24 protein-coding genes are annotated in these 20829 nt (G+C 70.1%); 13 read left to right on the top strand and 11 right to left on the bottom strand.

The features are described 5' to 3' along the window. Nucleotides 1–67: 67 nt before the first annotated feature. On the bottom strand, nt 68–1867 hold the full coding sequence (locus BUR99_RS04275) for a DEAD/DEAH box helicase (RefSeq protein WP_074259060.1): 1800 nt from the start codon (nt 1865–1867) through the stop codon (nt 68–70). A 65-nt stretch (nt 1868–1932) separates the two neighbouring features. Here BUR99_RS04275 and BUR99_RS04270 point away from each other — a divergent pair, with 65 nt between their 5' ends. After that, nucleotides 1933–2718, top strand: coding sequence for an SGNH/GDSL hydrolase family protein (locus BUR99_RS04270; protein WP_074259059.1), 786 nt, complete (start codon nt 1933–1935; stop codon nt 2716–2718). Nucleotides 2719–2757: 39 nt separating this feature from the next. On the opposite strand, the gene BUR99_RS04265 is transcribed toward BUR99_RS04270, so the two are convergent. Beyond that, nucleotides 2758–4008, bottom strand: coding sequence for a D-alanyl-D-alanine carboxypeptidase family protein (locus tag BUR99_RS04265; RefSeq protein ID WP_084183571.1), 1251 nt, complete (start codon nt 4006–4008; stop codon nt 2758–2760). After that, nucleotides 4005–4841 (bottom strand): TrmH family RNA methyltransferase, encoded by an 837-nt coding sequence (locus tag BUR99_RS04260; RefSeq protein ID WP_074259058.1) that lies wholly within the window; start codon nt 4839–4841, stop codon nt 4005–4007. The genes BUR99_RS04265 and BUR99_RS04260 overlap by 4 nt, the downstream gene beginning before the upstream one ends. A gap of 91 nt (nt 4842–4932) precedes the next feature. Here BUR99_RS04260 and BUR99_RS04255 point away from each other — a divergent pair, with 91 nt between their 5' ends. Continuing rightward, nucleotides 4933–5778, top strand: coding sequence for an NAD-dependent protein deacetylase (locus BUR99_RS04255; protein WP_074259057.1), 846 nt, complete (start codon nt 4933–4935; stop codon nt 5776–5778). A 31-nt stretch (nt 5779–5809) separates the two neighbouring features. Beyond that, nucleotides 5810–6424, top strand: coding sequence for a histidine phosphatase family protein (locus BUR99_RS04250; RefSeq protein ID WP_074259056.1), 615 nt, complete (start codon nt 5810–5812; stop codon nt 6422–6424). An 81-nt stretch (nt 6425–6505) separates the two neighbouring features. On the opposite strand, the gene BUR99_RS04245 is transcribed toward BUR99_RS04250, so the two are convergent. Further along, nucleotides 6506–7603 carry a glycosyltransferase family 4 protein gene (locus BUR99_RS04245; RefSeq protein ID WP_074259055.1) on the bottom strand — a complete coding sequence of 366 codons (1098 nt, stop codon included), beginning with the start codon at nt 7601–7603 and terminating at the stop codon, nt 6506–6508. Then, on the bottom strand, nt 7600–8493 hold the full coding sequence (locus BUR99_RS04240; protein WP_074259054.1) for an alpha/beta fold hydrolase: 894 nt from the start codon (nt 8491–8493) through the stop codon (nt 7600–7602). The genes BUR99_RS04245 and BUR99_RS04240 overlap by 4 nt, the downstream gene beginning before the upstream one ends. A gap of 126 nt (nt 8494–8619) precedes the next feature. Between BUR99_RS04240 and BUR99_RS04235 the strand changes: the two genes are divergently transcribed. Further along, a complete protein-coding gene (locus BUR99_RS04235; protein ID WP_074259053.1) occupies nt 8620–9318 on the top strand; it encodes an exonuclease domain-containing protein in 699 nt (232 codons plus the stop codon). Here the strand turns inward: BUR99_RS04235 and BUR99_RS04230 are convergent. The 4 genes from BUR99_RS04230 to glgA all read right to left on the bottom strand — a co-directional run bounded on the left by BUR99_RS04230 (nt 9295) and on the right by glgA (nt 12426). Then, a complete protein-coding gene (locus tag BUR99_RS04230) occupies nt 9295–9879 on the bottom strand; it encodes a GNAT family N-acetyltransferase (RefSeq protein ID WP_074259052.1) in 585 nt (194 codons plus the stop codon). The genes BUR99_RS04235 and BUR99_RS04230 overlap by 24 nt on opposite strands. A gap of 129 nt (nt 9880–10008) precedes the next feature. Continuing rightward, nucleotides 10009–10257 carry a type B 50S ribosomal protein L31 gene (locus BUR99_RS04225; protein WP_056650308.1) on the bottom strand — a complete coding sequence of 83 codons (249 nt, stop codon included), beginning with the start codon at nt 10255–10257 and terminating at the stop codon, nt 10009–10011. 127 nt (nt 10258–10384) lie between these two features. Further along, nucleotides 10385–11170: an ABC transporter ATP-binding protein gene (locus tag BUR99_RS04220; RefSeq protein ID WP_056651661.1), complete on the bottom strand. Its 786-nt coding sequence runs from the start codon at nt 11168–11170 to the stop codon at nt 10385–10387. Nucleotides 11171–11238: 68 nt separating this feature from the next. Further along, nucleotides 11239–12426, bottom strand: a complete 1188-nt coding sequence (gene glgA, locus BUR99_RS04215; protein WP_074259473.1) for a glycogen synthase — start codon at nt 12424–12426, stop codon at nt 11239–11241. Nucleotides 12427–12506: 80 nt separating this feature from the next. Here glgA and glgC point away from each other — a divergent pair, with 80 nt between their 5' ends. From glgC to BUR99_RS04185, 6 genes are all read left to right on the top strand, one after another. Further along, nucleotides 12507–13754 carry a glucose-1-phosphate adenylyltransferase gene (gene glgC, locus BUR99_RS04210; protein WP_074259051.1) on the top strand — a complete coding sequence of 416 codons (1248 nt, stop codon included), beginning with the start codon at nt 12507–12509 and terminating at the stop codon, nt 13752–13754. After that, nucleotides 13751–14413 (top strand): phosphoserine phosphatase SerB, encoded by a 663-nt coding sequence (serB, locus tag BUR99_RS04205; protein ID WP_074259050.1) that lies wholly within the window; start codon nt 13751–13753, stop codon nt 14411–14413. The genes glgC and serB overlap by 4 nt, the downstream gene beginning before the upstream one ends. Before the next feature lie 54 nt (nt 14414–14467). Next, the gene (locus tag BUR99_RS04200) at nt 14468–14989 is read left to right on the top strand and encodes a universal stress protein (RefSeq protein ID WP_074259049.1); all 522 of its coding nucleotides are present in this window, start codon (nt 14468–14470) and stop codon (nt 14987–14989) included. Then, on the top strand, nt 14986–15432 hold the full coding sequence (locus BUR99_RS04195; protein WP_234980727.1) for a fluoride efflux transporter FluC: 447 nt from the start codon (nt 14986–14988) through the stop codon (nt 15430–15432). Before BUR99_RS04200 ends, BUR99_RS04195 begins: the two co-directional genes overlap by 4 nt. Then, nucleotides 15429–15806: a fluoride efflux transporter CrcB gene (gene crcB, locus BUR99_RS04190; protein WP_074259047.1), complete on the top strand. Its 378-nt coding sequence runs from the start codon at nt 15429–15431 to the stop codon at nt 15804–15806. Before BUR99_RS04195 ends, crcB begins: the two co-directional genes overlap by 4 nt. A gap of 176 nt (nt 15807–15982) precedes the next feature. Continuing rightward, nucleotides 15983–17113, top strand: a complete 1131-nt coding sequence (locus BUR99_RS04185) for a glycoside hydrolase family 76 protein (RefSeq protein ID WP_200802660.1) — start codon at nt 15983–15985, stop codon at nt 17111–17113. 76 nt (nt 17114–17189) lie between these two features. Here BUR99_RS04185 and BUR99_RS04180 read toward each other — a convergent pair whose 3' ends face one another. Continuing rightward, a complete protein-coding gene (locus tag BUR99_RS04180; RefSeq protein ID WP_074259045.1) occupies nt 17190–18329 on the bottom strand; it encodes a S1C family serine protease in 1140 nt (379 codons plus the stop codon). Between the two features lie 173 nt (nt 18330–18502). After that, nucleotides 18503–19213: a 3-oxoacyl-[acyl-carrier-protein] reductase gene (gene fabG, locus BUR99_RS04175; protein ID WP_074259044.1), complete on the bottom strand. Its 711-nt coding sequence runs from the start codon at nt 19211–19213 to the stop codon at nt 18503–18505. A gap of 134 nt (nt 19214–19347) precedes the next feature. Here fabG and BUR99_RS04170 point away from each other — a divergent pair, with 134 nt between their 5' ends. From BUR99_RS04170 to BUR99_RS04160, 3 genes are read left to right on the top strand one after another with little or no spacing between them, the layout of a single operon-like run. Next, on the top strand, nt 19348–19740 hold the full coding sequence (locus tag BUR99_RS04170; protein WP_074259043.1) for a DUF3099 domain-containing protein: 393 nt from the start codon (nt 19348–19350) through the stop codon (nt 19738–19740). Continuing rightward, nucleotides 19737–19994 carry a hypothetical protein gene (locus BUR99_RS04165; RefSeq protein ID WP_074259042.1) on the top strand — a complete coding sequence of 86 codons (258 nt, stop codon included), beginning with the start codon at nt 19737–19739 and terminating at the stop codon, nt 19992–19994. The genes BUR99_RS04170 and BUR99_RS04165 overlap by 4 nt, the downstream gene beginning before the upstream one ends. Continuing rightward, nucleotides 19991–20827 carry an SURF1 family cytochrome oxidase biogenesis protein gene (locus BUR99_RS04160; RefSeq protein WP_074259041.1) on the top strand — a complete coding sequence of 279 codons (837 nt, stop codon included), beginning with the start codon at nt 19991–19993 and terminating at the stop codon, nt 20825–20827. The genes BUR99_RS04165 and BUR99_RS04160 overlap by 4 nt, the downstream gene beginning before the upstream one ends. The last annotated feature ends 2 nt before the right edge of the window (nt 20828–20829 follow it).

Genomic DNA, 20829 nt, shown 5'->3' with positions numbered 1-20829 from the left:
CCGCTCTATTTCTACACGCTGTAGAAAACATGTCCAAATCGCTTCCGCCCACCCGCGGCGGGCGGGATCAGCGACTGGCGAGCCGCTTGCGCAGGAACTCGATGCGCGCCTGCAGCTGCGTCACCGTGGCCTGCGCGACCGCGGGACCGCCGCAGACCCGGCGGAGCTCGTTGTGCACCTGCGAGTGCGCGTCGCCCGTGTGGCGCGCCCAGAGCCCGACGAGACTGTTGAGCAGCGACCGCTGCTCTTTGAGCGTGCGGAAGAGCGCGACCGGTTCGGGAGTCTCGTCGGCGACGACGTGCTTCCGCCGCTCCCCCGCGCGTCGCGCCTGACGCGCCTGACGGTGCCGCAGCAGCTCGGAGACCTGCTCGGGCTCGAGGATGCCGGGGATGCCGATGAAGTCGAACTCCTCGTCGCTGCCGGGCTCGGCCAGCGTGCCGAACTCGGTGCCGTCGTAGAGCACGCGGTCGAACGAGGCATCCGAACCGATCGCCTCCCAGGTGCCGAACTCCAACTGCTCTTCGGAGGCGCGCTCCTCGCGGTTGGCCGACTCGAGCAGGCTGTCGTCGAGGCCGTCGTCGTCATCATCGCCGCCGCGCCGATCGAGGGCGTGATCGCGCTCGAGCTCCATCTGCGACGCGAGGTTCATCAGGGTGGGCACGTTGGGCAGGAAGACCGAGGCCGTCTCACCGCGGCGACGGGCCCGCACGAAGCGGCCGATCGCCTGGGCGAAGAAGAGCGGCGTCGACGCGCTCGTGGCGTAGACGCCGACCGCGAGCCGCGGCACGTCGACGCCCTCGGACACCATGCGCACGGCGACCATCCACCGGCTGGTGTTCGCCGAGAACTCCTCGATGCGCGAGCTCGCCTCCTTCTCGTCGGAGAGCACGATCGTCACCTTCTCGCCGCAGATCTGTTCGAGGATCTGCGCGTAGGCGCGGGCGACGGTCTGGTCGGTCGCGATGACGAGGCCGCCCGCGTCGGGGATGCCGTGGCGCACCTCGGTGAGGCGGCGATCGGCGGCGGCGAGCACGGCGGGAATCCACTCGCCGCTCGGTTCGAGCGCCGTACGCCACGCCGACGAGGTGATGTCCTTCGTGTTGTCCTCGCCGAGCTTGGCCTCCATCTCGTCGCCGGCCTTCGTGCGCCAGCGCATGTGGCCCGCGTAGACCATGAAGAGCACCGGGCGCACGACGCCGTCGGCGAGGGCGCGGCCGTATCCGTAGTTGTAGTCGGACCTCGAGAGACGCACCCCCTGGGCGTCGGGAACGTAGTCCACGAACGGAATGGGAGCGGTGTCGGAGCGGAACGGCGTGCCGGTCAGGGACAGCCGCTTCTCGGCGCGTTCGAAGGCCTCGCGGATCGCATCGCCCCACGAGAGCGTGTCGCCGCCGTGATGCACCTCGTCGAGGATGACGAGGGTCTTGCCCGACATCGTCACCTCGCGGTGCAGCCCCGGCCGCATCGCGACCTGCGCGTACGTGACGGCGACCCCGTGGTAGTGGCGGGCGGTGCGACCGTGGGCGTTGCGGAAGTCGGGGTCGAGCCGGATCCCGGCACGCGCCGCGGCATCCGCCCACTGCCGTTTCAGGTGGTCGGTCGGCGCCACCACGGTGATGCGGTCGATGATGCGCCGCGCCCGCAGCTCGGCCGCGAGTCGCAGGGCGAACGTCGTCTTGCCGGCGCCCGGCGTCGCAGCGGCGAGGAAGTCGCGAGGCAGTTCGTTGAGATACTGCTCGAGGGCCTCGGCCTGCCATGCACGGAGCTTCGATGCCGTTCCCCACGCGGCGCGTTCGGGGAAGGATGGTGAGAGGTGCTCGGCGGCTGACGTGCCCGGTTGGGGGCCGAAAGGGATCGCAGTACTCACTGGATCCGAGCGTAGCGGAGCCACCCGACATCCCCGAACCGGGATCGAGTTGGCACAATGGAGGAATGGTCACGCAGCAGCATCCCTGGTCGCGCTACGTCGCCCTCGGCGACTCGTTCACGGAAGGCATCGGCGACCCCGAGCCGGGCGCGCCCGGCGGTCACCGCGGCTGGGCCGACCGAGTCGCCGAAGAACTGGCCCAGGGCACCGAGGACTTCGCGTACGCGAACCTCGCCGTGCGCGGCAAGCTCATCCAGCAGATCATCGACGAGCAGATCGAGCCCGCACTCGCGCTGCGCCCCGACCTCATCACGATCTCGGCGGGCGGCAACGACGTCATCCGCCCGCGCACCGACCCCGACGAGATCGCAGCGCGTTTCGAGTACGCGATCGAGCGGCTCTCCCGCGACCACGCCACGATCGTCATCTTCACCGGCGTCGACGTCGGCTTCTCCCCCGTGTTCCGCGGCATCCGCGGCAAGGTCGCGATCTACAACGAGAACCTGCGCACGATCGCCGCGAGGTACGACTGCATCGTCGCCGACCAGTGGGCGCTCACCGCCATTCAGGACCAGCGGATGTGGGCTCCCGACCGCCTGCACCTGAACTCGCTCGGCCACCACACCGTCGCACGCATGGTCATCGACGCGCTGAACGTCGAGCACGAACTCGAGCCGCTGCGACCCGAGCCCCTGCCGTCGAGCACGTGGCGTCAGGCGCGCGTCGACGACCTCTCGTGGGCACGCGAGTACCTCGTGCCGTGGGTGGTGCGACGCATCCGCCACCAGTCGTCGGGCGACCTCATCAGCGCCAAGCGACCGGATGCCGCGCCGTACGCGTCGCCCGAGTAGACCAGCCGCCGCCCGGCGGGCACTGTCGAGGGGCAGGGCTCAGTCGAGCGCGCCCGGATTCGAGAGGCGCCACCACGTCCCGGGGTCGTCGATCCCGGCATCGAGCACGAGCGGCACGCTGATCTCCTGCGTGCCGGCGCGAACGATCGCGGTGCCGACCTGCTCGCCCCGCTCGGCGAGCGTGACGGGTTCGGCCTGCACCTCGACGTCGACGGGCGTGTCGCTCCACACGACGACGGTGGCGCCGTCGGCGGTGCGGGCCCGGGCGGTCTCGCCCCACGGCGTCGTGTACTCCGCGAGCACCTGATTCGCCTCGAGCGGCGCGACCTCGTGGAATCCCGGGGCGACGGAGTCGAGCAGTGCGGCGATGGCCTCGTCGAGCACGGAGTGGTTCTCGCCGCCGAGGAGCACGCCGACCACGGTCACCGTCGAGGCGCCGACGGCGTAATCGGCCGTGAAGAGCAGGTTCGCCGCGTCATCCGTCGTGCCGGTCTTCATGCCGTCGACGCCGTGCGTGCCGAGCAGCTTGTTCGAGTTCTTCAGGGTGCCGATCTCGGGGATATCGACGCTCTTCGACGCGACGATGGCCGCGATCGTCGGGTCGCGAAGCGCGATCTCGCCGAGGAGCACCATGTCGGCCGCCGTGCCGAGGTTGTCGTCGGAGATGCCGCTCGAGTCGACCACGTGCGTGTTCGCGAGGCCGTTCGCGGCGAGCCATGCGTTGGCCTTCTCGACGAGCGCCTGCTCGGAGCCGAAGGCCCAGTTCGCGATGGAGATGCCGTAGTTGTTGCCCGAGGGGATGAGGAGCGCCTCGAGGCTCTCCTTGAGGCTCAGGGTCGCGCCCGCCTCGACGGGGGCCACCGAGCCGTTCTGGGCGACCATGTCCCAGTAGATGTCGACATCGGCGTCGGTGTACTCGATGTCGGGCCCGCTCTCACCCGCGGGGATCGGGTGCTCGGCGAGCACCGTGAGCGCGGTGATGACCTTCGTGATGCTCGCCATCGGCATGGGGGTCGACTCGTTGCCCGTGGCCAGGAGTCCGTCGAACCCGACGGCGCCGACGGCGTAGGCGCCGAAGCCGGGCAGCGAGAGCTGCTGCGGGGCCGCGGCGACCGGCTCGGGGTCGGTGACCTGCGGGGCGGCGGCGGGCACGGCGGCACCGAGCGCATTGGCCGTGTACACGCCGCCCGTGGTGAGGAGGGCGATGACGACCGCGAGCGTGCTGAAGACGACGATGCGCCGGCGTCGATACACCTTCGCCTTCGCCGCCTGAGCTTCGAGGTCGGTCATGACCGGACCTCGCCGGAGGGCGCGACCGCTTCCGGCAGCGCGACCGCGTAGAGCACGACCGCGGCGGCGGCCGCGACGTTCAGCGAGTCGACGCCGTGGCGCATGGGAATCGTCACGACGGAGTCGGCGGCCTCGAGCGCCGTTCGGCTGAGGCCGTCTCCCTCGGCGCCGAAGACGAGTGCGAGCCGCTCGGGCGCGTCGGCCGCGAGATCGGGCAGCGAGACGGCCTCGTCGGCGAGGGCGAGGGCCGCGATGGTGAAGCCGTGCGCGTGCAGCAGCTCGGCCGCCTCGGGCCATTCGGGCAGGCGGGTCCACGGCACCTGGAACACGGTGCCCATGCTCACCCGCACGCTCCGCCGGTAGAGCGGGTCTGCGCAGCGCGGGCTGACCAGCACCGCGTCCGCGCCCAGGGCGGCGACGCTCCTGAAAATGGCTCCGACATTCGTGTGGTCGACGATGTCCTCGAGCACGACGACCCGCCGCGCCCCCGCGAGGAGCTCGGCCGGATCGGCGAGCACCGGGCGCTCGAAGGCCGCCAGGGCGCCGCGGTGCACCCGGTATCCGGTGATCGCCTCGAGCTGGTCGGGGTCGGCGAGGTGCACGGGGATGTCGAACGGCGCGAGCACCGGCTCGAGGCCCGCGAGCCACTTCTCCTCCATCAGCACCGAGCGCGGGCGATGGCCCGCGCCGATCGCCCGGCGGATGACCTTCGCCGATTCGGCGATGTACAGGCCCTGTTCGGGCTCGTGGGCGCTGCGCAGCGCGACGTCGGTGAGCCGGGCGTAATCGGCCACCGCATCGGATGCCGCGTCGCGGACTCGTTCGATGTGCATGCGTCTCCTCACCCTCCAGCCTGCCAGTGCCGGAAACATTCCGGAAAACGGACACGTCTAGACTCGGCAGCATCGTGGAAGGGAGAGTCGCGTGAGCACTGATACCGAGGCTCCGGTCGAAGCCGAACCGCAGCTCGCCGAGGCGATCGAACTCCTCCGCGGCGCGCGCATCGCGGCGCTCACCGGGGCAGGGGTCAGCACCGATTCGGGCATCCCCGACTATCGCGGCGAAGGGGCGCCGGTGCGCACGCCGATGACGGTGCAGACCTTCCTCGCCTCCGAGCAGGCGCGCAAGCGCTACTGGGCGGGCAGCCACCTCGGCTGGCGCAGCTTCGGCAGCGCGGTGCCGAACCGGGGCCACCTCGCCCTCGCCGACCTCGAGGCGCGCGGCAACGTCAGCGGCGTGATCACGCAGAACGTCGACGGGCTGCACCGCCGCGCCGGCAACCGGCACGTCATCGAACTGCACGGCAGCATGGACCGCGTGCTCTGCCTCACCTGCGGCCAGCACTACGCTCGGCAGGCGGTCGCTGCACGGCTCGAGGAGCTGAATCCCGAGATCGACCTCGAGACCGCGATCCGACCGGCCCCCGACGGCGATGTCGAGGTCGACGACGTCGATGCGATGGTGATCCCCGCGTGCACCGTGTGCGGCGGCATCCTGAAACCCGATGTGGTCTTCTTCGGCGAGTTCGTGCCGTCCGACCGATTCCAGGCCGCCGCCTCGCTCGTGCAGGGCGCCGACGTGCTGCTCGTCGCCGGCTCGTCGCTCGTCGTGAACTCGGGCATGCGACTCATCGAGCAGGCGCGGCGCAAGCGCCTGCCGATCGTCATCATCAACCGCGGACTCACGAAGGGCGACGGCCGCGCAGCCGTCAAGGTCGAGGCGGGCGCGAGCGAGACCCTCGTCGCGATCGCCGCCGCCCTCGATTCGTGAGCGCTGCGGTCGTTCTGGAAGAGTTGACGACATGACGGATGCCGCCACCGACGCCACTCGCCCCGACGCGGTGCTCATCGCCCTCGTACGCCACGGCGAGACCGAGTGGAACCGTCAGCGGCGCATCCAGGGCACGACCGACATCCCGTTGAACGACACCGGTCGGCTCCAGGCTGCGCAGACCGGCGAGCAGCTCGCGAGCGAGCGATGGGACGCCGTCTACGGCACGACGCTCTCGCGCGCAGCGGAGACGGCTCAGATCATCGCTCGCCGGCTCGAGCTGCCCGAGCCCCGGCTCGTCGCCGCCCTCGCCGAACGCGCCCACGGCGCACTCGAAGGTCTCGACCACGCCGGCAGAGCCGCGGTCGAGGCGCAGGCGGCGACCATCGAGGGACTCGAACCGCGCTCGACCGTGATCGCGCGCTCGACCGCAGCCCTCGCCGAGATCGCGGCGGAGCACCCCGGCGGCTCGGTCGTCGTGGTCTCCCACGGCGGCGTGATCCACTCGCTCATGCTGCACCTCAGCGACTGGACGCTGCCGGGCGCCGGCTACGCGGTCGCCAACGGCTCGGTGCACCTCGTGCGATTCGAGGCCGGCGAGCTGCAGCTCGTCGAGCCCGAGGCGCTCACGGGCACCGACGCGTAGCGGATCCGCACACGGCACGGCCACGCCGAGATGCTCGGGCGCGCGCCGCATGCGGTGCCGCGACATCGGCGGAAGACGGCGTCAGCCGACCCGTCGGCGCCGACGCCGGCGGTTGCCGGCGACGGTCGACTGCATGAGCGCGAGCAGGCGGTCGGCCGACGCCGACCAGTTGTACCGGGCGGCCACGCCCACGCCTGCCTCGGATCGTCGTTCCCACTCCCCCTGGCGTTCGAGCGACCAGAGCGCTGCGACGAGCGACTCGGGGTTCTCGGGGTCGAAGTAGACGGCGGCGTCGCCGCCGATCTCACGGAAGATCGGGATGTCGCTGACGACCACGGGCGTGCCGAGCCGCATCGCCTCGACGAGCGGGATGCCGAAGCCCTCGGCCTTCGACGCGTGCACGAGTGCGGTCGCACCCGAGAGCAACTCGGCGTACGCGGAATCGGTCACGCCGTCGTGGAAGACGAGCCGAGCCTGCGGTGCGAGGCGCGTGAGGCGCGACCGTTCGTCGGCGCTGATGCGGCTGAGCAGGTGCAGTTCGTGGTCGGGGAGCGCGGCGACGGCGCGCACGAGCGTGTCGACGTTCTTGTAGGGCATGTACGAGCCCATGTAGACGAGCCGGTGACCCTCGGGACGCATGCGCGGCAGGGCGGGAGTGCCGAGGTCGTCGGCGGCGTTCGGCACGACGGTGACGGGCCGGTCGGTCAGGTGGTGCTCGTGGATCAGCCCCGCCGTGGTCTCGGAGACGGTGACGACCTGGTCGGCGCGGTTCAGCAGCATGCGCTGCGGCCACCAGGCGAGGTGGTACAGACGCCAGAGCAGGCGCACCGGAGCCGGCAGGTCGCGCGGCGGCGTGCGGTTCTCGTAGTAGATCAGGTCGTGCAGGGTCAGCAGCAGCTTGTAGTCGCGACCCCACGAGCCCATCGTCTGCATCGGCGTGAAGACGACGTCGGGCCGCAGTCGCTTGACCTGCAGGGCGACGAGCGGCTCGCGGATGCTCGTGGGCGAGCTCACGAGCTGCCACGGCAGCTCGGGCAGCATGGCGAGCTGGCGGTGGTCGCTCACGAGCATGGTGATCGGATGCCGCCTGCCGAGCTCGGTCACGATGCCCGCCGTGAACCGGCTGATGCCGTCGTGCTGCCCGATGCGGGTGTAACGGCAGTCGACGACGATCCTCACGCGCGCGCCCCGGCGCCGAGGAACGTCAGGATGCGTGACGCCGCGTCGCCGGGCGTCTCGTAGTGGATCAGGTGGCCGACCTCGGGGATCACCTCGAGCGTCGCGTCGGGGAAGAGCGTGACGAGTCGGTGCTGCGCCGCGATGGGGGTGACGTCGTCGCGTTCGGCGGCGACGAGGAGCGTCGGCACCGCGATGTCGGCGGCGTACTCGCTGACGTCGTTGCTGACGGAGGCCTGGAACGCCTCGAGCACGGCGTCGCGGTCGCCGAACGCCGAGAAGTACTGGTCGTGCTGGTCGTGGATGAAGCGGCGGAGCGACTTCGACCGGGTCTTGGCCATCGTCACGCTCATCACGCGCACGACGACGCCGTTGCGCAGCAGTGCGAAGCCGGCGCGCTCGGGCAGCGCGGCCGCGGTGCGGTAGTAGAGGACCGCGAGCCGGGTCATGATGCCTCGGGGGCCCTCGAGCGCCGGGGCGCCGATCGGGTTGACGAGCACGAGGCGCTCGGGTGCGAGACCACGGGCGACCGCGGCCGACGAGACGATCGAGCCGAACGAGTGGCCGAGCAGGGCGTACGGCCCCGTGATGCCCACGGCGTCGATGAACGCGCCGAGCCAGTCGGCGTACGCCTCGATGTCGTGCGGGCGACCGGCGAAGGTCGCCGACTCGCCGAAGCCCGGCAGGTCGGGCGAGATGATGCGGAAGCCGGGCAGTTGGGCGACGACGGGCTCGAGGCCGTGGTGATCGCCGCGGAAGCCGTGCACGAGCACGAGCACGGGGGCGTCGGCCTCGCCGTACTCCCACCAGGCCGTCTCGGTGCCGTCGACGTCGACGCGGTGCGCTCGCACGGGGATGCGAGCGAGTTGCTCGGCGTACGGAGAGGTGATCATCCCTGCCATTCTATGGCGCGGTGCTGGGCGCCTCCCGCTCACTGTGGAGAGCCGATACGCCTCGGATGCCGCCGACACGCGCCACTGCGCGACCCCGATGACGGAGGCCGACCATAGCCTGACGACATGGATCTTCTGGGTGGCCACTGGGCCGACACGCTCGCCGTCTTCGACCTCGAGACGACGGGCATCGACGTCGACACGTGCCGCATCGTGACGGCCCACGTCGGCGTGATCGGTGCCTCGGGCGAGGTGCTCGAGCAGCACGAGTGGCTCGTCGACCCTGGCGTGGAGATCCCGACCGCGGCCTCCCTCATCCACGGCGTCAGCACCGAACGTGCCCGGCTCGAGGGGCAGTCGGCCGTCAGTGCGGTCGCCGAGATCATCGGCGCCCTGACGGATGCCGCGGCGCGGGGACTGCCGATCGTGGCCTACAACGCCGCCTACGACCTCACGATCCTCGACCGCGAGGCGTCGCGCTACGGCATCGATCCCCTGCCCGTCCCCGGCGCCGTGATCGACCCGCTCGTCATCGACAAGGCGGTCGACAAGTACCGGCGCGGCAAGCGCACGCTCTCCGCGACCGCCGAGCACTACGGCGTCGTGCTCGACGACGCCCACGACGCCGGTGCCGACGCCGTGGCCGCCGGCCGCGTCGCCCAGGCCATCGCCCGCACCTTCCCCGAGCTCGCCGCGACCGCCGTCGCCGAACTGCACGCTCGACAGGTCGACTGGAGCCGCGAGCAGGCCGAGAGCTACCAGGCGTGGCGCCGCAAGAACGGCGAGCCCAAGTTCACGACGTCAGGCGTCTGGCCGGTGCGCTGACCCGACGTTCGGCTCTTCCTGCTCACGAATCCTCGAGTAGACGAACAGGTCGCGCCGCTCCGAGCGGATCACCCGCCACGATCTGAGCAACCCCTCGCGCTCGAAGCCGGCCGCCTCCGCGGCCTTCCAGGAGCTCGTGTTCCAGGGCTCGACGAACAGCTCGAGACGCTCGAACGATGGCAGGCTCCATGCCCACTCGCCGAGCGCGCGTAGCGCGGCGCTCGCGCGACCGTGTCCGCGGGCCGACTCGACGATCCAGTAGCCGATACTGGCGCGCCCCGGGTCGTCGCGCACGGGCCAGAGTCCGATCTGGCCGATGGCGCGATCGTCGGCGTCGGCGATCGCGAACGAGTAGCCCGTGCCCGAGCGCAGACGTCGATGCTGGCGTGCGATGTACGCGAGGGCGCCGCGGCGGTCGGCGTTCCGCGGCACGGTCGTGAGGTCGGGAATGAGCGGGTCGCGCGACGCCTCGCGCACCGTCTCGACGTCATCGTCACGGAACGCGCGGAGCACGACTCCCGTGCCGGTCACCGCAGCGGGCAGCGTGAGCGCCCGTGGCATGCTCCTGCGTCGGCGCGATGGTCCCGGCATCCGGCGACGCTAACACGATGCCCGCTGCGGCCGCTCGCCGAACCCTGGGCGTACGACGAAGGCCCCGCCATCGGCGGGGCCTTCGCGGTACGACAGTGCTTACGCGCCGAAGTTCTTGAAGCGCTGGTTGAACTTCTCGACGCGACCGGCCGAGTCCATGATGCGCTGCTTGCCCGTGTAGAACGGGTGCGACTCCGACGAGATCTCGACGTCGATGACCGGGTAGGTCTCACCGTCGAGCTCGATCGTCTTGTCGCTCGTCGCCGTCGAGCGGGTGAGGAACGTGGCGCCCGAAGCGAGGTCGCGGAAGACGATCGCGTTGTACTCGGGGTGGATGTCGGTCTTCATGGAGACTTCCTTGGATTTCAGCTGGTGAAGCATTCGGACGGTGGATACGAAACCTGCGCTCACGCAGGGAAGAAAGGCGGCCCACGGGCCAGCTATCGATCTTAGCAGAGTCGACAGCGAAGTGCGGTCACACGGCGCGAGCCGCGTATCGACCGTCGGTCTCGGTCAGTTCGATCTTCATGTCGAACGTCTTCGAGAGGTTCTCGGCGGTGAGCGCCTCCGCGAGCGGACCCGCGGTGACGATGCCGCCCTTCTGCAGCAGCAGGGCGTGCGTGAAGCCGACGGGGATCTCTTCGACGTGGTGAGTGACCATCACGATCGCGGGAGAGGCCGACGATGCGGCATAGCCGCCGAGCAGCGCGACGAGCTCTTCGCGGGCACCGAGGTCGAGGCTCGCGGCCGGCTCGTCGAGGAGCAGCAGTTCGGGGTCGGTCATGACCGATCGAGCGATCTGCACGCGCTTCTGCTCGCCGTCGGAGAGGCTGCCGAACCGGCGGTCGGCGAAGCCTTCGAGGCCCCACTCCGAGAGCACGCGCTGCGCACGACGCAGGTCGATCGCCTCGTACTCCTCGTTCCAGCGGCCGGTGACCGAGTACGCCGCGGTGAGCACGACGTCGATCACGGTCTCGTTGCGCGGGATCTTGCGGGCCATCGCCGTCGAGGCGAAGCCGATCATGGGGCGCAGCTCGAAGACGTCGACCTTGCCGAGCGCCTCCTGCAGCACATCGGCCGTGCCCGAGGTCGGGTGCATCGCCGCGGCTGCGATCTGCAGCAGCGTCGTCTTGCCCGCGCCGTTCGGCCCGAGGATGACCCAGCGTTCGTCGGAGGCGACGCTCCAGTTGACGGAGTCGAGGATCGTGTTGCCATCGCGGACCACCGACACATCGTGGAACTGCAGAACCGTGCTCGCCATGCGTCCAATGCTATCGGCAGCGCGGAGGTCACTCGGCGCACCCGACTCGCCGCGCGCGTCGACGCGGGTCACCGAGCGAGCACCCGGCTGTACAGCTCGAGCGTGCGTTCGGCGATCGCCGCCCAGCCGAACTCGGTCTCGGCGCGGCGGCGCCCGGCCGCCCCCATCTCGGCCGCCCGCACCGGGTCGCTCACCACGGTCGTGAGCGCCGCCGCCAGATCGGCGACGAACCGATCGGGATCGACGGGCGTGCCGGTGCCGTCGTCGAGCTGCTCGATCGGCACGAGCATTCCCGTGACACCGTCGGCGACGACTTCGGGAATGCCGCCCGTCGCGGTGCCGACGACCGGAGCACCACAGGCCATCGCCTCGAGGTTCACGATGCCGAGGGGCTCGTAGACCGAAGGGCACACGAAGGTCGTGGCTGCCGTGAGGAGGGCGGAGAGCTCGCTGCGCGGCAGATGCCGGTCGATCCACACGACGCCGTCGCGTTCGGTGCGCAACTCGTCGACGAGCGAGGTGACCTCCGCCATGATCTCCTCGGTGTCCGGCGCGCCGGCGCAGAGCACGAGCTGCACGTCATCGGGCAGCAACCGCGCCGCCCGCAGCAGGTAGGGCAGCCCCTTCTGCCGGGTGATGCGGCCGACGAAGATCACCGAAGGTCGATCGGGGTCGACGCCCAGCGACCGCACGACGTCGTGGTCGCGGTGCGGAGCCCAGTCGTCGAGGTCGATGCCGTTGTACACGACCTCGACCCTGCTCGGGTCGATCGAGGGGTAGGAGCGAAGGATGTCGCGGCGCATGCCCTTGCTCACCGCGATGACCGCATCGGCGTCTTCGAAGGCGGCGCGCTCGACCCAAGACGAGAGCCGGTAGCCGCCACCGAGTTGCTCGGCCTTCCACGGCCGCAGCGGCTCGAGGCTGTGCGCCGTCACGACGTGCGGCACGCCGTGCAGGCGCTTCGCCGTGAAGCCCGCGAAGTTCGCGTACCAGGTGTGCGAGTGCACGAGATCGGCCCCGGCCGCGTCGCCGGCCATGAGCAGGTCGACGCCCATCGTGCCGAGCGCAGCGTTCGCCGCAGCGAACTCGGGCGGCGTCGGATAGCCGAAGGTTCCCGCTTCGTCGCGCGGCGCACCGAAGCACCGCACCTGCACGTCGATGCTCGAGCGCAGCGCTCGAACGAGCTCGGCGACGTGCACACCGGCACCGCCGTAGACCTCGGGTGGGTACTCGCGGGTGAGCAGGTCGACGCGCATGCTGCAAACGTAGCGCAGCAGCATCCGTCACGTCCCGACTCGACGGCCCACCGGCGGCCCGCGCTGACTACAGTTGTGGCATGGCGACGCGCAAGGTATTCGGCATCGTCCTCGCCGGCGGCGAGGGCAAGCGACTCATGCCCCTGACGGAGGACCGCGCGAAGCCGGCGGTGCCGTTCGGCGGGCAATACCGACTGATCGACTTCGCGCTCTCGAATCTGCTGAATTCGGGGCTGCGACAGATCGTCGTGCTCACCCAGTACAAGTCGCACAGCCTCGACCGGCACGTGTCGCAGACCTGGCGGATGAGCGGGCTCCTGAACTCCTACGTCGCGTCGGTGCCGGCGCAGCAGCGCCTCGGCAAGCGCTGGTTCTCGGGATCGGCCGACGCCATCCTGCAGAGCCTCAACCTCATCTACGACGAGCAGCCCGACATCATCGTGGTCGTCGGTGCCGACCACGTGTACCGCATGGACTTCAGCCAGATGATCGACGCGCACATCGAGTCGGGCGCCGCGGCGACCGTCGCCGCGATCCGCCAGCCGATCGGACTCGCCGACCAGTTCGGCGTCATCGAGGTCGATGCCGCCCATCCCGGCCGCATCCACCGGTTCCTCGAGAAGCCCGCCGATCCGGTCGGACTCCCCGACTCCCCCGGTGAGGTGCTGGCCTCGATGGGCAACTACGTGTTCGACGCCGATGCCCTCATCGACGCCGTGCTGCGCGACGGAGAGCGCACGGACTCGAGCCACGACATGGGCGGCGACATCATCCCGGCCTTCGTGGCGCAGGGCGCCGCGGGCGTCTACGACCTGCAGCGCAACGAGGTGCCCGGGTCGACCGATCGCGACCGGTACTACTGGCGCGACGTCGGAACCATCGACTCGTTCTTCGAGGCGCATCAAGACCTCATCTCGGTGCTGCCCGTCTTCAACCTCTACAACCGGGAGTGGCCCATCTTCAGCCAGCAGCTGAACTCGCCGCCGGCGAAGTTCACCCGCGACGCCCGCGGCACCCTCGGCACGGTCATCGACTCGATCGTCTCGCTCGGCTCCGTCATCTCGGGCGCCCACGTCGAACGCAGCGTCATCGGGCCGTGGGCGAAGGTCGGCTCCGGCGCGCACGTCTCCGACTCGATCCTCTTCGACCGGGCGCGCATCGACGCCCGAGCGACCGTGCAACGGGCGATCCTCGACAAGGAGGTCATCGTCGAGGCGGGAGCGCGCATCGGAGTCGACCGGGCCGAAGACATCGCCAGGGGGTTCATCGTGACCGACAGCGGGATCACCGTCGTGGGCAAGGGCTCGCGCGTCCGGGCCACCGCGTGAGCGCCGGCACCACCGGCCGCGCGAGCGGCCCCCTCGTCGTGCTCGACGCCGACTCGACCCTCATCCGCGAAGAGGCGATCGAACTGCTGGCCGAGGCCGCGGGCACCCTCGAACACGTCGCCGCCGTCACCGAGCGAGCCATGCGCGGGGAGCTCGACTTCGCCGAGAGCCTGCGCGAGCGGGTCGCGACCCTCGCGGGCCTCGACGTCTCGGTGCTCGCGGCTGCACGCGAGCGGATGACGCCCACTCCCGGCGTGCAGGAGCTCATCGACGGCGTGCATGCGGCCGGCGGGCGCGTCGGCGTCGTCTCCGGCGGCTTCCACGAGCTGCTCGCCCCGCTCGCCGAACGTCTCGGCCTCGACTTCTGCCGGGCGAACCGACTCGAGATCACGGGCGGCCGGCTCACCGGCCGGGTCGACGGCCCGATCATCGATGCCGCCGCCAAGGCCGTCGCGCTCGCCGAGTGGGCGGAGGCCGGCGGCATCCCGATCGGGCGCACCGTCGCGGTGGGCGACGGCGCGAACGACCTGCAGATGCTCGACCGAGCCGCGCTCGGCATCGCCTTCTGCGCGAAGCCGATCGTGCGAGCGCAGGCGGACCTGGTGATCGACCGTCCCGACCTGTCGTCGGTGCTCTCGGTGCTCGGCCTTCGCGGGTGAGCCGCGGGGTGCCGCTCGTTGACCCCTGTGCGCGCCGCGGCGTAGCATCGCGGCATGGCTGAGGTCGAGGGTGCGCGCTCAGCGCAGCCGGTGATCGTCGGCGTGGTACCCGGTCAGCCCGCCGACGTCGTGAAGCAGGCCGCCATCTTCGCGAGTCGGTTCGGAACCGAGTTGGTCTGCGCATACGTCAACCCCGCGCGCTATCCGGTCGAGGAGGCCGCGGACGGATCGGTCGAGAGCGCCTCGCTCGATCCCGACTTCGCCGACGACCATGAGACGGTGTTCGACGAATCGCTGGCCCGTACGCTGCGGGATCTCCTCGCGACGACCGCCGTGCCCTGGCGCACGCTCGCGCTCGCCGGCGATGTCGCCGGCGCTCTCGGGCACCTCGCCGAGACGCTCGATGCCGCCATGATCGTCGTGGGCGCGCACGATCACTCACTCGGCGGGAGCCTGCGCGAATTCTTCAGTCGTTCGGTCGGCGCGCAACTGGCGCACCGCCAACCGCGACCGATCGTCATCGTTCCCGTATCGCATCGCGCAGCGTCCGAGCCCGGCCGCGGAACCGACTCGTGACGGATGCACTGCCGCCCCACCTCCGGTGGACCGCCATCGCACTCGTCGTGACCGGAGGCATGGCCGGGTCTGCAGCACGCGCAGGGCTCGCGCTGGCGATCCCCACGGTCGCAGAGGTGCCGATCGCCATCGCGCTCGTCAACATCGTCGGTGCCTTCCTGCTCGGCTGCCTCTCTTCCATGCTCGAGCGCCGGGGCCCCGCGGACGCATCGGCCGCGCAGCTCCGCCTCCTCCTCGGCACGGGGTTCTGCGGCGGGTTCACCACGTACAGCGCGCTCGCCAACGACACCGTCGTGCTCGCGGTGAACGGTGGGGTCGGCGCAGCAATGCTCTACGCGCTCGGCACCCTGCTGGTCGGCGGGCTCGCCACCTGGGCCGGGATCGTGGTCGGAATCGGACTCGGCGGAAGCCGGCGCCCCGGTCGGGGTGGTGAACCCGCATGACGCTTCCGCTCTTCCTCCTGGTCGTCGTCGGGGGCGGGCTCGGCGCCGGCGTGCGCTTCGTGCTCGACGGTCTCATCCGGTCACGGGTCCGCACCGCGTTCCCCTGGGCGACGACGGTCATCAACGTGTCGGGTTCCTTCGCGCTCGGCCTCATCATCGGCGCAACCCTCACGAACCTGCTGTCCCCCGAGCTCGCGCTCGTGCTCGGAACCGGGTTCCTCGGCGGCTACACGACCTTCAGCACCGCGAGTTACGAGACGGTGCAGCTCGTCCGACAGCGACGATTCGCCGCCTCGTTCGTCAGCGGGGTGCTGATGCTCGTGCTCTCGCTCGCGGCCGCAGGCCTCGGGCTCTGGCTCGGCAGCGCCTTCTGACCGCTCCGGAGCGTTGAGTGGTTCGGTGCGAACCGACGATGGTGTCGTACGCCACGAACAGGACCTTCTCCACGAACAGCGGGTGGTTGGCGGGCTTGACTCGTGCCGAACCGGCCCATGTATTCTTGTCCGCACATAGTTGTCGAGCAAAGGAGCGAGACGAAGATATGCGGCACATGCAGAGCACGTGGAAGGTGATCATCGGCGCAGCTGCGGGCGCGTTGATGATCGGAACGACGACGATATCGGCGCAGGCGGCACCGCCCGATGGCGCGCACAGGCCCCCGCAGGTGCAAGCGCAGTCCGACAGCTCTCGTCATCACGCCGCGGCGTCGGTGGCTGCGCTGGTGGACTTCTACAACCCGGGGAACGGACGGTTCGATCCGGGCCCCTCATGGTGGCAGACCGGGAACTCGCTGCAGGTGGTGCTGGACTTCGAGCAGCGAGCGAACGACACGTCCTATCTCCCGCTGGTCGAAGAGGCCGTGACGAAACTGCGGGCTCCGCAGGACTGGTGGCCGCAGGGCGGCGGTGAGTTCCGGACCGACTCCACCGACGACACGGGATGGTACGCGTTGGCGATGGTGCGCCTGTACGAACTCACGGGGAAGACCGAGTACCTCGACATCGCCAAGCTCGATGAGGCGTACATGCGCGACTACTGGGACGACCGCTGCGGTGGCGGGATCGTCTGGGACATCCCATCGAACAGCTACAAGAACGCCATCAGCAACTCGCTGTACCTCAAGTTGACGGCTTCCCTCCACAACGCCATCCCCGGGGACACGTTCTACCTCTCCCGTGCGGTCGAGGAATGGGAGTGGTTCAAGGCGAGCGGCATGATCAATTCGGAGCATCTGGTCAACGATGGACTCCGAGACGACTGCACGAGCAACGGCGGTACGACCTGGACCTACAACCAGGGCTCGCTGATCGGTGGTCTGGTCGAGCTCGCTGAGGCAACGGGTGACCGCAGTCTGCTCACCGAGGCGCGGGCGATCGCAGATGCCACGCTCTCGAGCCCCGCGTTGGCGCCGGGAGGCGTGCTGACGGAGCCGTGCGAGCCGACCCGGTGCAACACGGACCAGTCGGCGTTCAAGGGAATCTTCGCGCGCAACCTCGCGGAACTGGACGACGTGCTGCCGGGCCATCCGTACAAGAAGTGGCTGAAGAACCAGGCCGAGCTCGCCTACTCCGTCGACCGGAATGCTGCGAACCAGTTCGGTCTGTCGTGGGGTGGACCGTTCGATCGTGCCGATATCGGCCGGCAGGACTCCGGGACCTCGCTGATGGTCGCCGCGCTCTGACGGACGGGATGGGCGGCCGGTTCGTGATGACCGGTCGCCCATGCGCTCAGCGCGTTCTGGCCTCCGCGGCGCCCGGTCAGCCCTGCGGCGCTTCCTGCAGGGTCACGGTCGTGGTCGATGGAGTGCCGTCGCGGAGGTACCCGATCTCGACCTCGTCGCCGATCTGAGCCTGCAGCGTGATCGCCGTCAGCGCCTCGGTGTCGGTCGCCGGTTCGCCATTGACCGTCAGGATGATGTCGCCGGCCTTGATCCCCGCTTCGTCAGCCGGCCCGCCCGCGACGACCGAGGCGACGTACAGGCCGCCGTCGACTCCGAAGTCCGCGGCAGCATTCTCGGGGATCGCGACGACGGACACTCCGAAGTACGGGTAGGTCGCGCTGCCGGTCGAGATGAGCTGGTCGACGATCGACATCGCGCGATCGACCGGCACCGCGAATCCGATGCCCACGCTGCCGCCGCCCGCTTCGCCCGCCTCGTTCGGCACGGTGGCGATCGCGGTGTTGATGCCGATCAGGCGCCCGTCGCAGTCGACGAGCGGCCCGCCCGAGTTGCCCGGGTTGATCGCGGCATCCGTCTGGATGGCCCCGGTCAGGATCGTCGTCTCGTCACCGTCGCCCGGCACCGTCACCTCGCGCCCGAGTGCGCTGACGATGCCCGCGGTCACCGACCCCGAGAGGCCGAGCGGGGCGCCGAGTGCGACGACCGGCTGCCCCACGACGACGTTCGCCGAGCTGCCCACCTCGATCGTCGGCAATGCAGACGGGTGGTCGACCTTGAGCACGGCGATGTCGGCCCGCGGATCCCGGCCGATGAGTGTCGCGGGTGCGGTCTCGCCGCTGCTGTACAGCACGGCGATCTCGCCGCCGTCGGCGGCGACGGAGATCACGTGGTTGTTCGTGACGATGTACCCGTCTTCGCTGATGATCTCGCCGGTGCCCACGCCGCCCTCGGAGCCATCGCTCGCAGAGATGGTCACGACGGCAGGCAGCACCGACTCCGAGACCTGTGTCGCATCGCAGACGCCGCCATCGGCGACGGGCGCAGATGCAACCTCAGGCGCCGCAGAGGGCTCAGGACTCGCGAGGTTCCGACCGAGCAGGCCGCCGAGGAATCCCGCGATCAGCCCGAGGACGACCGCGATCACCACGACGATCCAGATCCATCCGCGACCCGGCTTGGCGGCCGGCTGCTTCGGCGGTTCGACGTGCTCCGACATGGCTCCCCCTCGCGCATGCTCGCCGCTGCAGCACCGGGAGGCGTCTCGCAATGCGATTCATCGTTCCCCCGAACTGAATCTGCATCGGATGTCGAATCTCGACCCGAGTGAGCCCCAGTCTGCCCCCCGCGCCTCGCAGAGGTCAATGGCGGGGGTCGTGACCGATCGGCGCGCTAGTGCCCCATGCCGAGTCCGCCGTCGACGGGGATGACGGCACCCGAGATGTACCCGGCGTCGTCGCTCGCGAGCCAGGTCACGACCTTCGCGACCTCTTCGGGTGCTGCGAAACGACCGAGCGGGATGCTCTTCTTGTACTCGGCCTGCTGCGCCTCGGGCAGTTCATCGGTCATGTCGGTCTCGATGAATCCCGGCGCCACGACGTTGGCGGTGATGTTGCGCGCGCCGAGCTCACGGGTGAGCGAGCGGGCCATGCCGACGAGTCCCGCCTTCGACGCCGAGTAGTTGACCTGGCCGGCCGAGCCGTAGAGGCCGACGACGCTCGAGATGAGCACGATGCGACCGAAGCGCGCCTTCAGCATGCCCTTGGATGCGCGCTTGACGACGCGGAAGGCGCCGGTCAGGTTGGTGTCGATGACGCTCGTGAAATCGTCTTCGCTCATGCGGAGCAGCAGCATGTCGCGCGTGATGCCGGCGTTCGCGACGACGACCTCGACCGGGCCGAGGGCCGCTTCGACCTCGGTGAAGGCGGCGTCGACGGATGCCGCGTCGGTGACGTCGGCCCGAACGGTGAGCGAGCCCTCGGGCCCCTCTCCCGAGCGGGCGGTCACGGCCACACGGTGGCCCTGGGCGATGAACTCGCGGGCGATCGCGAAACCGATTCCCCGGTTGCCACCGGTCACGAGAACGGTGCGGCTCGTCGTCATGCGTTGCTTCTCCTTCTGGCATCGGGCCGATCGGCCCGTTTCAGCTTAGAGGCTCGTGTATTCGAGGCATCCGTTGCCCGCCGACCGACGTAGGCTTGATGCAAGAGGAGTGCCGCAGGACCACGGCGACCATCATGAAGCAGCAGCAGTCGATCACCACGCTGCCGCCTTCGCCCGAAGCGGAGCGGCGGGCGCGCATGATCAAGTACTCGATCGCGATGTCGATCCGTGTGCTCTGCGTCATCGGACTGCTCTTCGCTCGCGGCTGGTGGCTCGCGGTGTTCGCCGCAGGCGCGATCTTCCTCCCGTACTTCGCGGTGGTGATCGCGAACGTGCAGGGCTCGGGCAGGCAGCGCGCGGTGCTCCGCCCCGGTGGCCTGCTGCGTCGCACTCCCCCGCCTGCAGCCTCGTCTGCGGCCTCATCTGCAGCCTCGTCTGCGGCCGATCCGACGGACTCGGCGAACGCGGAACCGCGATCGACGCCGCACGACGATCAGGCCCGTCACGACGAACGCGGCGCCGCATGATCGGTGGACTGGGCGCGTCGCCCGACCACGGCACCTGCTCGCGCGCGCAATGCCGGCAACCCGCGCTGTGGCGCATCGACTGGCGCAACCCTCGCATCCACACCGGCGACCGCGGCAAGACCTGGCTCGCGTGCGACGAGCACGTCGACTACCTGCGCGGGTTCCTCGAGGCGCGCTCGTTCCCGGTCGCGGTCGCCGCCTTCGCAGACATCCACGAGCCGCGGCCCGACGCCGCAGACGGAGACGACGAGTGAACGACTGGCGATTCCTGTTGCACCGGCGTTGGGCGGGCTACCTGCTGCTCACCGTCGTCTTCGCGATCGTCTGCTCGGCGCTCGGCTCCTGGCAGTTCAACCGGCGCACCGAGGCGCTCGCCGAAGTCGCGCGCATCGACGCCAACTACGACGCGGCGGCCGTGCCGGTCGCCGAAGCGCTGCCCGACCCCGAGGCCTTCGACATCGATCAGCGCTGGCAGGTGGTCGCACTGTCCGGCGAGTACCTCGCCGATGAGGAGGTCGTCGTGCGGAACCGTCCGTTCGAGGGCAGCTCGGGCTTCCAGGTGATCACGCCGTTCCGGCTCGATGACGGCACGGTGTTCATGGTCGATCGCGGCTGGATCGCGCAGAACTCGGAGGGCCGGCCGAGCGAGGTGCCTGCGCCGCCGAGCGGGCACGTCGAGATCGAGGCCCGCCTGAAGGCCGGCGAAGGGCGCATCGACGGGCGCACGTCGACGGGCAGCGAGTTCGCGACGATCGACCTCGAAGAGCTCTCGGAGCGGGTCGGCGAACCGAGTTACACCGCGGCGTACGGCGTGCTCGTGCAGTCGGGCTCCGACGCCGACGAACCGCCGCTGGCGGCGGCACGCCCCGAACGCGACGAAGGTCCGCACCTCTCGTACGCATTGCAGTGGTACGTCTTCGCCATCATGGGCTTCGTCGGCCTCGCCTGGGCGGCGAACCAGGAGCGCAAGGCGCTCGCAGAGACATCCGGTTCGACGGATGCCGCGACTCGCGCGGCCCGAAAGCCGAAGCAGAAGCGGCGAGACGCCGACGCAGACCTCGAGGACGGCGTGCTCGACCGGCGCTGACC

Source organism: Agromyces cerinus subsp. cerinus (assembly GCF_900142065.1).
GTDB lineage: Bacteria > Actinomycetota > Actinomycetes > Actinomycetales > Microbacteriaceae > Agromyces > Agromyces cerinus.
This window is presented reverse-complemented; position numbering and strand designations above follow the sequence as displayed.

Coding starts and splice junctions, on each gene's coding strand:
- BUR99_RS04270 (WP_074259059.1), top strand. CDS start 1,933: ATGGTCACGCAGCAGCATCCCTGGTCGCGCTACGTCGCCCTCGGCGAC.
- BUR99_RS04265 (WP_084183571.1), bottom strand. CDS start 4,008: ATGACCGACCTCGAAGCTCAGGCGGCGAAGGCGAAGGTGTATCGACGC.
- BUR99_RS04260 (WP_074259058.1), bottom strand. CDS start 4,841: ATGCACATCGAACGAGTCCGCGACGCGGCATCCGATGCGGTGGCCGAT.
- BUR99_RS04250 (WP_074259056.1), top strand. CDS start 5,810: ATGACGGATGCCGCCACCGACGCCACTCGCCCCGACGCGGTGCTCATC.
- BUR99_RS04240 (WP_074259054.1), bottom strand. CDS start 8,493: ATGATCACCTCTCCGTACGCCGAGCAACTCGCTCGCATCCCCGTGCGA.
- BUR99_RS04235 (WP_074259053.1), top strand. CDS start 8,620: ATGGATCTTCTGGGTGGCCACTGGGCCGACACGCTCGCCGTCTTCGAC.
- BUR99_RS04230 (WP_074259052.1), bottom strand. CDS start 9,879: ATGCCACGGGCGCTCACGCTGCCCGCTGCGGTGACCGGCACGGGAGTC.
- BUR99_RS04225 (WP_056650308.1), bottom strand. CDS start 10,257: ATGAAGACCGACATCCACCCCGAGTACAACGCGATCGTCTTCCGCGAC.
- BUR99_RS04220 (WP_056651661.1), bottom strand. CDS start 11,170: ATGGCGAGCACGGTTCTGCAGTTCCACGATGTGTCGGTGGTCCGCGAT.
- glgA (WP_074259473.1), bottom strand. CDS start 12,426: ATGCGCGTCGACCTGCTCACCCGCGAGTACCCACCCGAGGTCTACGGC.
- glgC (WP_074259051.1), top strand. CDS start 12,507: ATGGCGACGCGCAAGGTATTCGGCATCGTCCTCGCCGGCGGCGAGGGC.
- BUR99_RS04200 (WP_074259049.1), top strand. CDS start 14,468: ATGGCTGAGGTCGAGGGTGCGCGCTCAGCGCAGCCGGTGATCGTCGGC.
- crcB (WP_074259047.1), top strand. CDS start 15,429: ATGACGCTTCCGCTCTTCCTCCTGGTCGTCGTCGGGGGCGGGCTCGGC.
- BUR99_RS04185 (WP_200802660.1), top strand. CDS start 15,983: ATGCAGAGCACGTGGAAGGTGATCATCGGCGCAGCTGCGGGCGCGTTG.
- BUR99_RS04180 (WP_074259045.1), bottom strand. CDS start 18,329: ATGTCGGAGCACGTCGAACCGCCGAAGCAGCCGGCCGCCAAGCCGGGT.
- fabG (WP_074259044.1), bottom strand. CDS start 19,213: ATGACGACGAGCCGCACCGTTCTCGTGACCGGTGGCAACCGGGGAATC.
- BUR99_RS04170 (WP_074259043.1), top strand. CDS start 19,348: ATGAAGCAGCAGCAGTCGATCACCACGCTGCCGCCTTCGCCCGAAGCG.
- BUR99_RS04165 (WP_074259042.1), top strand. CDS start 19,737: ATGATCGGTGGACTGGGCGCGTCGCCCGACCACGGCACCTGCTCGCGC.